We start from the raw sequence: 14,383 nt of genomic DNA, 5'->3' as shown, positions 1-14,383 counted from the left end.
GGTGTCCGGTTTGGTGAGGGTGCGGGTGAACGTCTCGTCGAACAGGGGTTTGTTGTGGTGGATCGGGACGGGAACGGTGGCGGCGTCCTTCCAGCCGCTCTTGCCGTCCTTGGAGTACTGCAGGGTGACGGTGGGGTGGGCGGGCCAGTGGGCGCGGGTGTCTTCGTAGGAGACGTAGCCGTGAGTTCGCAGGGCTCCGTCGTCGTCGAGTGATGCGCTCAGCCCGGTGTGCGTGGTGTAGGCGACGTGGAGGCTGAAGGGTTGGGTGGCGTACTGCTGGAAGGGCATGTCGCCCGTGCCTGCGATGAGTTCGCCGTTCGGGGCGGCGCCGTCCGAGGAGACATGCAGGGTGTAGTTGCCCTGGCTGTCGGTGGTCGTCGTGTCGGCCACGTGCGCCCGGTCCTGCAGCGTGATCGCGGTGTGGGGCAGCGGTTGCCAGCCCGAGGTGGTCTGGATCTCCGCGTGGCCGGTGACGGTCCCCGCCGCGCCCTGTTGCAAGTTCAGGGCGTGGGTGCTGGCGGTGAAGCGGATCGGTGCCTGAGCTGTGTGCATGCTCTGGGGGGACACCGGCGGGCGGATCGCCCCGGGGTAGCGGCTGGAGGCCTCGGGTGAGGCCCACAGTTGGAAGAACGTCATGGTGGGGACGAAGGTGGCGGTGAAGCGGCCGTCTTCGGAGGTGGTCGCGGTCGTGTGGATGTGTCCGGCGTCGACATCGACGGTTACGCCGCCGGCGGGAACCGGGACGTCGCGGTCGCGGGGGTCGCGGGCGACGGCGATTCCACTGACGGAGACGTTCTGGTGGAGGTAGTCCGGCACGTTAGGGGTGGCGGTGACGCCGGTGAGCCTGATGACCGTCTGGTAGTGCAGGGTGTGCGGGGAGAGAGCCCCGGTGACGGTTGCGCCGGAGGCGTCCTGCAGATCGACGGTCACCCGGTAGTCGCCGAGTTCGGACAGGTGCACAGGCGCTCGCCAGACTCCGGATCGGGCGTCCTCCCCGGAGTACTGGGTGAAGTCCGTGGTCGATCCGGCATCCGCGGTTCCGTCCGGTGCGTCCAGTGGGGAGAAGTGGGCTGTGATGCGGGTGAGCGGGCTGTCGGAGTGTGCCGTGACGTAGAGCAGGCCCGGTTCGTACCAGCCGTCGGCGTCGGACAGCACGGGACCGCCGGTGGTGCCGTCCGCGTGGGCCGGGGCGGTTCCTGTGAACAGGGATGCGGACAGGGCGGTCGCCGTGGCCGCGGCCAGGAAGGTACTGCGTCTCATGAAGGTTCCCAGGGCAGAGGTGGGTTGCGTTGCGTGGGGGAGCCGGATTCCGGATTCGTGTCGGGTGCCGCCCGCACCCGAGGGTGTCCGGGTGCGGGCGACGGTACGGAATGACGGTCAGGTGTCAGTCGAGCTGGGCGACCTTGGGCAGGTCATCGGCGGACGCTGCGTCGGCTGGTGGAAGAGCATAGGGATAGATGCGGACGTTGCTGATCGCGCCGTTGGTGTATTCGCCGTAGGTCCCAGAGGCGAGCTTGCGGCCCAGCTGCAATGGGCCGGTGGCGTTCCACGGGGAGTAGGTCCAGTCGGTGGTGGCTGCGAGTTTGCCGTCGACGTAGAGGCGGATTTCCTTGGCGGTGGCGTCGTAGATGCCGACGAGATGCGTCCACCGGCCGGCGACCGCCTTGGTGCCGTACGTGGCTCGCCAGACGGCACTACTGGTGTCCGTGCTGTGCCGACCGAACGCCCAGGACTGGGCGCCGGAGGAGAAGTACAGCTGGAAGCCGTTGTTGGTGGTGCCGTTCTGCGAGATGAACGTGCTGTTGGCTGCCAGTGAGTTGAGCTTGACCCAGGCTGAGACGGTGAAGCTCTTGGAGGTGTCCACGGCCGGGCCGGTCGCGCTGCCGTAGCCGGTGGTGCCGTTCAGCGTGAGGGCGTTTCCTCGGGTGGTGTCGTTGGTCCAGGAGTAGCCGCCGGACAGGCCGGCTGTGAGTGTTCCGGTGCCGTCTGCGGTTGTGGCGCCGCTGCCTTCAGCCAGCTTCCACCAATGGGTGGCGATGTCGGTGACCGATCCCAGTGCGACGGCTGGGGCGAAGTCATAGGTCGGCGGTGAGGTGAGAACCGGACTCTGGCGGTAGTTGTACTCGAGGAGCTGGCCGTAGGTGTCGACGGCATACAGGTCCGGCATGCCGTCCGGGCCACCGGGGTGGGTGGAGGTGCTTCGGACCGGGCTGTTGACGTCGCCGGGGGAGGCGACGACCGGGTAGGCGGTCGGCGACAGGGTGAGGCCGAGGCTGGTGTGCGTGCCCGGGTGGAGCAGGTCGGGGACCAATGTGGCCGGGTCGACGGTGATCGGATAGCTGTACAGCTGGCCGGTTGTGTTGTCGCGGGACCACAGGACGGGCTTGTCCTTGAAGGTGCCCGCGGCGATCAGGCTCTGGCCGGTCCAGTCGCCGTCACCGAGCAGGAGCGGGTTCTTGAGGTGGTAGCCGCCGTCAGACTGGTAGATCCAGAGTTCCTTGTTCTCGACGGTGATGACTGCGGGGTAGTCGTCGGTGTTGCCGAAGACGTTGCCCGGGGCGATGAGCTGGCTGACGTTCCAGCTCGTGCTGTTGTAGTCGGTGGCGCGGCAGCGTGTGTCGTCGGCGACGACGTCGGACGCCGCGCAGGCGTCCTTGACGACGCGGTCGAAGCGCTTGTCGACGAAGCCGCCGAGGGTGGACCATTGGGTTTGTGGGATGGAGGCGTCGTTGACCGGGTCCAGGTCGTTCTTGACGATGTAGAGGTTGTGGCTGTTCTTGTTGTACGCCCACAGGTCGTCGCCGCTCGCGCCGTGCAAGTTGCCGCGGTGGGCGATGAGGTAGTTGTTCCAGCTGGTGCCGTCGGGGGAGTCCTCCTTGGTCGAGACCGTGACGGGGCCGGTGACGTCCGGCGCTTTGCCTGCGACCGGGTCGCTGTGGACGGGTGCGGTGTTCTGGCCCGGGTCCTGGTTGCCGGGGATCAGGTCGAGGTCGCCGGTTTTTGTGGTGGCGAGCAGGTCGGGCACGCCGTCGCCGGTGATGTCGCCCGGCTTGATGGGGGTGGCGGGGTCCCAAGGGACCGTGAAGGTGTAGCCGGCGGGGCTGGCGGATATGTTGCCCGCCTTGTCTACTCCGGCGACGTACAGGGTGTGCACGCCCCAATCCTGGATCGGGACCTGGATGGTGGCGGTGGAGCGGCCCTGGCTGTCGGTGCCGGAGATCGCGGCGGGCCGGCTGTCCGCCTCGGTGGGCGGTGAGTCGAGCTGCCACAGGAAGGACTGTATGCCGCTGGACTTGCAGGCGCCGGGGGTGCAGGTGTCGTCGCTGGAGGGGGCGTCAGTGCCGGCGACGGTGAAGTTGGTGGTCTTGCCGGGGCCGGCGTAGACGGGGTCGCTCTCGCGCGGGGTGCCGACCGGTGGGAAGGCGGGGTTGCCGGAGATGTCCGGGGCTGGTGGTGCGGTGAAGTCGGTGTTGAACCAGCAGTGGTCGGACTTGCCCGAGGTCAGGGCTTGGTCGGAGTCAGTTTCGGCGTAGACGTCCCAGCCGTATTGGTGTCCGTCTTTGAGGGTGGCGCCGATTTTCAGTGCCGCGTCGGTGCCGGAGGCCAGCGATGCGCTGTCCGGGGTCGAGACGGCGGCGCCGTTGCCGTCGCCGTCGGGGTCGATGGTGCGGTCCCACACGTAGTAGTGCGCTTTGACCTTCTCGCCGGAGATCTGGCTGGTGACGGTGGAATGGAGGGTGATGTTGCTGCCGGCGTCGGAGTAGGTGGTGGCGCCGATCCAGCCGACGCCGCTGGTGGTGCACGGGGCCGAGGCGTCGGTGGCGCCCGGGGTGATGTGCAGGTCGGTGGGGATGCCGGGCGGGACGTCAAACGTGGTGGTGAGGGTGAGCGTGGTGGACAGGCGAAGGTAGTCGTCGTTGCTCGAGGACTCCGACTCGTTGCCGTACAGGCCGATGGTCCAGGTGTTGGCACCGTCACCGAAGGTGCCGTCCGCGTCGTAGCCGTTGCCGTCCTCATCGGCGATCTTCTGGGCCTGGCTCTTAACGTGGAAGGTGGCGGTGCTGTTGCTGCAGGAGCTTCCGGAGTTGGCGCCGCTGGGCACGGTGTCGGTCACCGGAGGGAAGGCTGTGTCGTGGACGCCGGGGCGTGACAGCCAGTCGGTGCTGGAGCTGATGGCGTTGGTGGTGTGGAGGGTGAGCGGCTGGTTCTGGCTGCAGTTGTAGCTCGCTGCGAAGGTGGTGGAGATCTTCACGTAGGCGTCGGAGATCACGTACGAGGCGTGGAGTCTGTCGGTGGTGATCGCCCAGTAGGACCGCTCCAGCCCTGTCCCGCAGGCGCCGCCCCACCGCTGGTAGCCCGCGCCCTGTCCGTTGGTCTGCGCCTTGTCGTACTGCGGGGAGTTGTTGCAGGCCGAGCTGGAGTAGACCTCGGTGTAGTGGCCGGTGTGCGAGGAGACGGGGTTGGTGTAGGGGTCGATGTACACCGGGTAGGTGGTGTCCGGGCCGGTGAGCATGCCGGCGTCGGGGGTCAGCGTCACGGCGTCGCTCGTGGCGGTCATGGCGACCGGTTTGGTGGTTGCCTCCGGGCCGGGACCGTCCACGGAGGACGTGAGGTCGGCCACCGGGCCGCCGAGTCGGGGCGGGGTGGTAGCGGAGTCCCACATCAGCGGTTGCGGGCTGGTGTAGGCCACGTCGCCATCGGCGGTGGTGGCCTTCATACTGTCGGCGTCGGTGGCAGCGAGTGTGAGGCCGCGAGTGTCGGCGGCCAGCGTGAGCTTTTTCAGACGCGGGTTGGCCGCCGCGTCCGCGTTGTGGACGATCAGGACGTCGCTGAAGCCACCCTGGCTGGTGACGGATACCGACAAGTCAACTCCGGGCAGCACCGAAGAGTACAGCGCCGTGTCGTCGCTGACGCTCGGTGCCGGCAGGGTGAACGGCAGAGTCAGCGCCATGCTGGGGCCATCTGCATGGGTCAGCGTGACCAGAGGGCCGTCGCCGCCGCCGGAGAGGGTGACCTTGTTCGGTGTGGCCTGGGGCGCGTAGTTGCCGTGGCCGTCTGCGGCAAGGGTGGAGTCTACGGGAGTCCACTCGCCGTTCTTGAGGACGCGGGTGGGCAGCGCGCTGGTGGTGCTGGTGAAGGTGCCGTCCGGCAGCGCGTCGGTGGTGGAGACCTCCGTGGTCAGCGCGTCCACCGGGACGGTCCTGCCCGTTGAGAGGGCCTCGGTCCGGGCTGCCAGCAGCGGGTCGGCCGGAGCGGGCATGGAGTCGTCGGCGACGGCGGGCAGTTGAGGGAACATCGCCACCAGGCTCATGAGCGCGGTGAACATGGCCAGTCTGCCGGCCGCAACGGCGCGCCTACGGCGGTTGCGTATCGGGGGTCTCAACACCTGGCAGGCTTCCTTCGGTTCGAGGGGCAGCGGGGTGGGAGAGCCCGAGTGCCACAGTGATCTGAGAAGTGATCAATTCCGGCACAGAAACTACACAGAATCTGTCATGGGCATGCATTGCTTCTCCCTTGAATCGGCAAAGCGTCTTGAGCCGTGATCATGAAGCTACCTAACCTCCGTTCGATCGCTCACCTGTGATCGCACTGTGTGACAGCCCGTCAAGAGGGTTGTGTCCTGGGGGGTTTACGCGTGAGTGGCAGACGGCGCTGGTTTGCGGGGACATGGCACCGGATATTCCTCGGCGGACTCGGGCTGTGGACCGTTCCGATCGCCCTGCTCGCGCTCCTGGTGCCCGTAGCCATCACCACGGGCTTCGGCATGCCCGGTTTCATGGCAGGCCACTCCGGCGACGACGGCTTCGGCCACCACGGCGGCTTCACCTTCGACGGCACCGTGTGGCGCCCCAAGAAACTCGCCGCCACCAAAGCGGTAGGGGCACACCTCCTGCAGCCGAAGGCGCAGAGCCACCCCAAGGGCTACAAACGACTGGCCACTTACCGTCCACAGGCGAAGCATTGGCCCAAAGCCGGCACCGCCGTCGTCGACCTCCGCGCACAGGGCGCCGCGAAGCCTGTCAAGGCAGGTTCCCTGCCCGTCTGGGTGGCACCCGCCGACCCCAAGCAGAGTGTCGATTCCGCGAGGGTCCAGGCCGCGTCCCACACCCAGACGCTGCGCGCCGGCGCCAACGGCATGCTTCTCGGCATCACCCCGTCCGGCAGTCCGTCAAGCACCCCTTCCGGCACGGTATCCACGCGCGACCGGGTCAAGGTGGTCATCGACTACTCGGACATCGCCCGGGCGTACGGAGGCGGTTACGGCTCCCGACTGCGGCTGGTGCAACTGCCGGGCTGCGCGCTGACCACTCCCGAGAAGGCGGAGTGCCAGAAGGTCACCCCGCTGAAGTTCACCAACCGGGCCTCCGCCGAGCAACTGACGGCGACCGTCACCTTGGCCTCCGCGTCCGGCGCCGACGGCACGGCCGATCCCAAGTCGACCGACGACACCGCCAGTTTGACGCCGACCGCGAGCGCCGGTCTCTCGCAGGCCCCGGACGCCACCGCCACCGAAACCGCGAAGCCGACCACCGGCGCGGAATCTCCGAAGCCCGACCAGAGCACCGCATCCCCCAAACCGTCCGAGAGCGCGAACGGGCCGGAGGTGATGTCGGAGCGCACCGCACCACTGACCGCGGCCGCTGCCGCCGGCACCACGGCGCTCGCCGTGACCTCCGGCGCCTCCGGCTCCCAAGGCGACTACGGGGCAACGGAGTTGTCGGCCGCCGGTACCTGGCAGGCATCGGCCACCGGCTCCTTCACCTACTCCTACCCGATCTCTGTGCCCGCCGCAGTCGGCGGCAACGCGCCCTCGGTGGGCCTGGGTTATGACTCCCAGTCCGTCGACGGGGAGACCACCGCCCGCAACTCCCAGGCCTCCTGGGTCGGCGACGGCTGGAGTTACCAGGTCGGTTACGTGGAGCGGCGCTACCGCAGTTGCAGCTCGCTGCTCGACTCCGACGGCAAGAAGCTCGTCAAGGGGTCGGGGGACGAGTGCTGGGGCGGGGACAACGCCATGCTCTCCTTCGGGTCGCACTCCGGCGTGCTGGTGCCCGACGGTGTCGACTCCGGCGTGCCCGGCGAGATCAAGCAGTGGAGGATCCAGGGCGACGACGGCACGCTCGTGCAGGAGCTGTCCGGCGCGGCCAACGGGCTGCACGACGGCGTCTACTACCGGGTGCTGACCTCGGACGGCACCGCCGCTTACTTCGGGGCCGACCACTCACCGAAGGACCCCGGCACCAGCACTGCCATGCCCGCCGATCCCGCCGACGCTTCCACGCATTCGGCCTGGGGCGTTCCCGTCCTGCACCCGCGCTCAACGGACCCTTGCCACGATGACGCCAAGGGAAAGTTGTCTCAGTGCGACAAGCCCGAAGGCTGGCGCTGGAACCTCGACTTTGTTGTCGCGCCCGACGGTTTCGTGCAGCGCTACGACTACACCAGTGAGTCCAACTACTACGACCTCGGCGGCGGTCAGGCGGCCGCTACCGACGACCCGGACGACACCGGCACGCTCACTTCCTACACCCGCGGCGGTGCGCTGACGCTGATCTCGTACGGCTACACGCTGGATGACGAGCAGGCCGGCCGCACTCCTGGCGCCGAGGTCGATTTCGGGCTGGCGCAACGGTGCCAGACGACCAGCACGTTCACCGACTGCTCGAGCGACAACCTCAAGGACAGCACCGCCACCCACTGGCCGGACGTGCCGTGGGACCTGCACTGTGACTCCACGGACAAGACCAAGCTTCCCGACGGCGCCACCACCGTCCCGGCCGACGTGTGCGTTACTTCCGGCCCGAGCTTCTGGACCACGACGCGCCTGGACTCCATCACCACCAAGGTCCACGTGAAGGCCACCGACCAGCTCACCGCGGTCGACACCTACAAGCTGGGTCAGGTCTACTCGGACGCGGGCGGCACCGTCGACCCGGTCACCGGCACCACGGTGGACCCGAAGGACGCCGGGATGCTGCAGGCCGTGATGTGGCTGCAGTCCCTCCGCCATACCGGCAAGGGCACCTACGACAACGGCAACAGCGACATCGCTCTGAACCAGGTGTCGTTCACCGGCACCGAGATCGACAACCGGGTCAACGACGACTCCCCGTCCGCCCCACCCCTGTACCGGCCGCGTATCTCCAGCATCCAGACGGAGACCGGCGAGTCGATCGCCGTCGAGTACAACACGGCCCCCTGCGCGGGCAAAACACTCTCGATTTCCCAAGCCGACAGCAACACCGAATCCTGCTACCCCGTCTACTGGACCGTGCCCGGTGCTTCGAAGCCGATCGCGGACTGGTTCAACAAGGTCACGGTCGACAGCGTCGCCACCTCTGACCTGACCATCGCCGGCCAGTACAAGCCGGACGCCCAGAACAACCCGGCCGGCTCCGAGACGCAGATCTCGCACTACAGCTACTCAGGTCCGGCCTGGCACCGTGACGACTCCGCACAGACCGACGACCAGTACCGCACCTGGGACCAGTTCCGCGGATTCCGCACCGTCACCGTACAGACCGGGCAGGCCCCCGAACCCGTCACCCAACAGACCACCACATATCTGCAGGGCATGGACGGCGACTACAAGGCCGACGGCACCCGTCGCTCCGTCAGCGTCGACGCCAAGGTCGACGGCAACACGGTGCTGAGTGTCACCGACGCCGACCAACTGGCCGGCACCGATTTCCAGGACACCAACTACACCCAGGCCGGCGGCACAGTCGACGCAGTCGGCATCAACGGCCCGTTCGCCTTCACCACCACCGCCTCCGCGGCCCAGACCTCCTGGACGGCCTGGACCCAGGACGACAATCCCGGCGGGACCAAACCAGACCCCTCCACCCTGCCCGACCTCACCGCACACCGCATCAAAGCCAGCAGCTCCCTCCAGTACGAACGTCTCGCCAACAACACCTGGCGGCACACCAAGACCGACACCACCTACGACAGCCAAGGACGGCTGTCCACCGTCAACGCCCACGGCGACGGCGTCGACCCCAAGCAGGAAAAGTGCGCCACCACGACGTACGCCGACCCACCGTCGTCGAACACGATGATGCTGTCCTACCCCGACCGCGTCACCTCGGTCGCAAGTGACTGCACCACCGCAGCAAGCGCGAGCAACCTGCTGACAGACAAGAAGATCTACTACCTCGGTGACGGCACCCCCAGTGGTCTCGGCACCTACGGGAAGGTCTCCGCCACCGGCGCGTCGACCGCGACACAGACGGCCACCAGCTACACCGGCACGACGGAGAACTGGCTGACCACCTCGGCCATGGGCTACGACGGCGCAGGCCGAGTCACCGACTCCTACGACGCCACCGGGCAGAAGACACACACCGACTTCAGTCCCGCATGGAGCAACGCCGGCGGCAACACCAACGCCACCAGCGAGACCTCCACCAACAGCAAGGGATGGAAGGTCACCTCCACCCTCGACGCCCTGCGCGGTTCGACCCTGGAGAGCGTCGACGCCAACGGCCGCAAGACCGACATGACCTACGACGCGCTCGGACGGCGTACCGCGGTGTGGCTGCCCGGCCGGGACAAGGCATCCGGCCAGAGCGCCGACCGCACCTTCGCCTACTCCATCAACCCCGGAGCCGTCCCCGCACCCGGCGACACGATCACCCAGCCCGGCGCGCCCACCTCCGTCACCTCGAAGACGCTGCGGGACGACGGCACGTACGCGACCTCCGTCTCGATCTACGACGGCATGCTCCAGCCCCGTCAGATCCAGGCCACCGCCATGGGCGACTCCAACTCGGGCCGGGTCATCTCCGACACCTTCTACGACTCCCACGGCTGGCAGGTCTCTGCCTACGCGCCGTATTCGGAGCCGACCACCTTCCCCTCGACCACGCTGTACGCCGCGAACGAGAACCAGATCCCCTCGGAGACCACCACCACCTACGACGGTGAGGGCCGGCCCCTGAAGGCGACCCTCTGGCACCAGGCCGTCGAGCAGTGGCACACCTCCACCAGCTACCCGGGCGCCGACGAGGTCGACACCACGGCTGCTGCCGGAGGCCGCTCGACCGCCTCCTTCACCAACGCCGTCGGCCAGACCACCAGCACCGTGGTCAAGAACACCGGCTCCACCGTCACCCTGTCGGGCGGCTCGGTTATTCCATCCGGTACGTCGCTAACCTCCGACAGCGTGCGTCTGACGATGCAGCCGGACGGCAACCTCGTCCTCTCCGCCCTGGCGAGCGGGGCGACCATCTGGTCGTCGGGCACCTCCGGACACGCCGGCGCCTGGGCGAAGTTCGGCACCGACGGCAACCTCGTCATCTACAGCACCGCCGCAGCCCAGCTGTGGACCACCGGCCTGACCGCCACCACGGGCGCCACCTTCCGAGTCCGCAACGACTCCACCGTGGTCGTCGTCGCCTCCAACGGCACCACCGTGCTGTGGAAGCAAGGCACCGCAGGTGCCGTCGCGGCCGCCGACTCCACCACCAAGTACACCTATTTCCCTGCGGGCCAGATCGAGTCGATCAAGGACAACGCGGGCAACGCCTGGTCGTACACCTACAACCTGCTCGGCCAGAAGCTCACCCAGAACGACCCGAACACCGGCACAACCACGTTCGACAAGTACGACGTCGCCGGCAACCTGCTCCAGACGACCGACTCCCGCGGCCAGGCCACATCCTTCACCTACGACTGGGACAACCGGCCCACGGCCGAGTACGCCGCCGCCTGGTCGGCCAACCCCGACCCGTCCAAGCTGCTGGTCTCCCACGTCTACGACACGCTGGAGAAGGGCTACGCGACCTCCGCCACCCGCTACGTCGGCGGCGCCTCAGGGACCGCGTACACCCAGGCCGTCACCGCATACAACACGGCCTACCAGCCGCTCGGCACCACGCTTACCGTCCCGTCCTCCGACGGCTTCGCCGCCGCCGGGCAGTCCAGCGCACCCGCCTCCGGCAGCGTGACCTACACCGCCACCAACCACTACACCGACACGGTCGGCCTGCTGTCCACCACGCACTTCCAGGCCGACGGCAACCTGCCGGCCGAGGACATCGACTACGGCTACACCCAGCAGGGCAACCTTGACGGCATCGGCGGCTTCATCAACTCCGCCAACACCCCCGCCTACCTCGACACCGCCGTCCACGACGCCTTCGGACGCGTCCTGCAGGCCAACTACGGCCGCACCGGCAAGGAACTGGCGACCTTCGCCCAGTACGACGCCACCACCGGACGCGTCACCCAAACCAGCAGCATGCTCCAGACGTCGGCCAACGCCCTGGACGTCACCAACCTGCGCTACAACCAGGCCGGCGAACTCACGGCGATCGACGACCTGCAGGACAACACCACACACGACACTCAATGCTTCACCTACGACTCCTTCCAGCGCCTGACCACCGCCTGGACCGACACCGCGGGCATCACCAACCCGAACGCGGCCACTCCCGGCGCGGTCGGCGCCTGCACCACCGCACGGGTGCAGACGACCACCACGTCCCCCATCACCGCCACCACAGTGGGAGGCCCGGCCCCCTACTGGCAGAGCTACACCTACGACCAACTCGGTGACCGCACCGGCACGGTCAACCACGACACCACCGGCAACGCCCTCAACGACACCACCCAGGCCGTCACCTACCCTGGCGCGGACGGCACGGCGCCCGCGCCCCTGCCCGACCAGGCAGGCACGGCCACCCTCACCAACCCGGCCGGTACGGCGACCATCGCCCCGACCTACACCGACCCCGCCCACGGCAACGTGAACGCCGGCGACACGATCAGCCGGAAAGTAACCTCCACCGGTCCGCTGACCAGTTCCTTCAGCATCACCGGCGGTGTCAAGCGGTGCGTCGACGACGCCGGCGGTTCCACCACGGCCGGCACCAAGGTGCAGGTCAACACCTGCAACGGCGCCACCAGCGAGAAGTGGACGGTCGGTACCGACGGCACGGTGAAGGTCCTCGGCATGTGCCTGGACACCACCGGCAACGCCACCACCAGCGGCACCCTCGTGGTGATCGACACCTGCAAGACCGACGCCACCCAGAAGTGGAAGGTCACCACCACCGGCACCCTGGTCAGCAACGCCAACACGGCGATGTGTCTGACCGACCCGGCCGCCTCTGCCACCACCGGCACCCAGCTCACCCTCGCCGCCTGCGGCGGCACCGGTCAGACCTGGACCAACGCCGCGACCGGCGCCGTCCCGGCCGGCCAGAGCCAGACCTTCACCTATGACGCCGAAGGCCGTACCGCCACCGTCGCCACGACCTCCGGCACCCACACCAACACCAGCAAGTACCTCTACGACGCCCAGGGCGGCCTGCTCGAGCAGACCGCCGCCGTCGACGGCACGGACAAGACCCGCATCCTCTATCTCTTTGGCGGCGCCGAGCAGATCACCCTGAACGTCTCGGCCAAGACCTGGACCGGCCTGCGCAACATCGCCGGCCCCGACGGCACCACCGTCACCCGCTCCAGCACGGGGACGGTCTCCTACCAGGTCGCCAACGGCCAAGGCACCGCCGTCACCGCTGTCGACGCGTCGACCCTGGCCGTCACCCGCCGCTCCTTCGATCCCTTCGGCAACCCTCGCGGCAACAAACCGAGTTCCTGGGTGGCTGCGGACGAGAACCACGGCTTCCTCGGACAACCCGCCGACCCCGTCAGCGGCCTGAACCTGCTGGGCGCCCGCGACTACGACCCCGTCCTGGGCCGCTTCCTCACCCCCGACCCGGTCTTCGAGCCCGGCGACCCCAACCAGATGGGCGGCTACACCTACTCCGGCGACAACCCGGCCAGCTCCTCCGACCCGAGCGGCCTGATGGAGATGATGGACTCCAGTGGAGGCGGCTGCAGCGCCAAGTGCGCCGCCGCCAACGACAAGGTGTACTCGTCCACCTCCACTTCCAGCGGAACGAAGAAGCACAGCAGCGGCTGCTCGGGCTTCTGGGGATGCGCCGGGCACTACTTCCACAAGGCACTCCCGGTCGCTGAGAAGGTCGCGACCGTGGTCGCAGTCGTGGCCGTGGCCGTGGTCGTGGTGGTGGCCGTTGTCACCTGCGCCGGAACCGTGCTCGCAGCCCCCGCTTGTCTCATAGCGGGCGGTGAAGCGGTCGCTGCAGTCGGTGGTCTGGTCGGTGGTGCCGACTGCATGGCCATGGGCTGCGGCGGAGGCGAACCAATAGCCGAAGAAGCAGGCGACTCGCCACCCGCAGGAGGCAGCGCTGGTGAGGCCGGCGAGGCCCCGAAGGGTTCGGCCGATGCCGCACCCCACGACGCGGGCAGCGGCTCGGGCGACGCCGCCGCCGCCTCGGGCGCGAGCAAGGAAGCCGCCAGCGACTCTGCGGGCACCAACGCGGCGGCGCCCAAGAAGGCCAACTCCCAGGACGAGGCTGCCTCCTCGAGCAGGGCAGCGGCTGCACCGGACGAACCCAGCACGGGCAATTCTGGAACCACAGCCGAAAACTCCCGCAGCGGCAACCGCTCGGGATGCAGCTTCTCACCCGGGACACCCGTCCTCCTGGCAGGCGGCAAAACCAAGGCAATCGGTAAGATCAAGACCGGCGACAAGGTCGAATCCGCCGACCCCAAGACGGGCAAGCACCAAGGCACCCGCACCGTCCAGCACATCTGGATCAACCACGACAAGGACCTGCTCGACGTCACCGTCCGGGACAAGGACGGCCACACCGCAACCCTCCACACCACCGCCAACCACCCCTTCTGGGACGACACCACCCACACCTGGAAACCGGCTGGGGAATTCCACCACGGTGATGTCCTCAACACAGTCGACGACGGTCACGCTTCCGTCGTGAAGATCCGGGTTACGCCTGGTACTGCGAATCGTTGGAACCTTACGGTCCGTGAACTGCACACGTATTATGTGCTCGCGGGCGGCATCTCGATCTTGGTGCATAACACCGAGGACGGTTTCTGCCCGCATGGCGGAGTCGGCCACCTCCAGGACGGTGTCGACGACATTACGGCCGCGGCCGGTGGTGGTGCGAAGTACCGAACGATGGGGGGACTTCATGCCGGCCTACCGACCGGGAAGGGCGGCATGGACTTCTACGCGGCAGGAGCCCGTTCGGATCTCACCGGCGCTCAGTACAACGAGTTGGATCCAGCTGGTGAGGGAGAATTCGGATTCCGTGTGCCTCAGCCACAGAAGCTGGTGGACAAAGAGGACCTGTGGCACGTCGAGGTGAAACTGTTCAACGAGGTGGCAGGCGTCTTGCAGATGCGACCAATGTTTTTGGTGGTCAGCAGACCGATCTGCCCGGCGTGTGAGTCCTTCTTGACCCGGAGAGGCGCCACTTTGACATCCGACAGGTCAGCGGAATGGTAGTCCTCGTGCTCGAGGGCTACGGGGCGGTACGGAGCG

3 protein-coding genes are annotated in these 14,383 nt (G+C 67.7%); 1 reads left to right on the top strand and 2 read right to left on the bottom strand.

Annotation, left to right across the window (positions count from 1 at the left end; translation table 11 throughout):
- Positions 1 to 1,260 (bottom strand): hypothetical protein (locus IO36_RS33605; protein ID WP_037625587.1); only part of this gene is annotated, 1,260 nt, incomplete at its 3' end.
- Positions 1,261 to 1,384: 124 nt separating this feature from the next.
- Positions 1,385 to 5,326, bottom strand: a complete 3,942-nt coding sequence (locus tag IO36_RS33600; protein WP_037625585.1) for a LamG domain-containing protein — start codon at positions 5,324 to 5,326, stop codon at positions 1,385 to 1,387.
- A gap of 309 nt (positions 5,327 to 5,635) precedes the next feature.
- Between IO36_RS33600 and IO36_RS33595 the strand changes: the two genes are divergently transcribed.
- The gene (locus IO36_RS33595) at positions 5,636 to 14,347 is read left to right on the top strand and encodes a ricin-type beta-trefoil lectin domain protein (RefSeq protein ID WP_158997664.1); all 8,712 of its coding nucleotides are present in this window, start codon (positions 5,636 to 5,638) and stop codon (positions 14,345 to 14,347) included.
- Positions 14,348 to 14,383 lie beyond the last annotated feature (36 nt).

Origin of the sequence: Streptomyces aureus (assembly GCF_000725495.1) — a bacterium.
Taxonomy (GTDB): domain Bacteria; phylum Actinomycetota; class Actinomycetes; order Streptomycetales; family Streptomycetaceae; genus Streptomyces; species Streptomyces aureus_B.
The sequence above is the reverse complement of the archived record's forward strand: the minus strand, read 5'-3'. Positions and strand labels throughout refer to the sequence as shown.

What these genes read in the sequence shown, in the direction of transcription:
- IO36_RS33600 (WP_037625585.1), bottom strand. Translation starts at nt 5,326, where the DNA reads ATGTTCACCGCGCTCATGAGCCTGGTGGCGATGTTCCCTCAACTGCCC.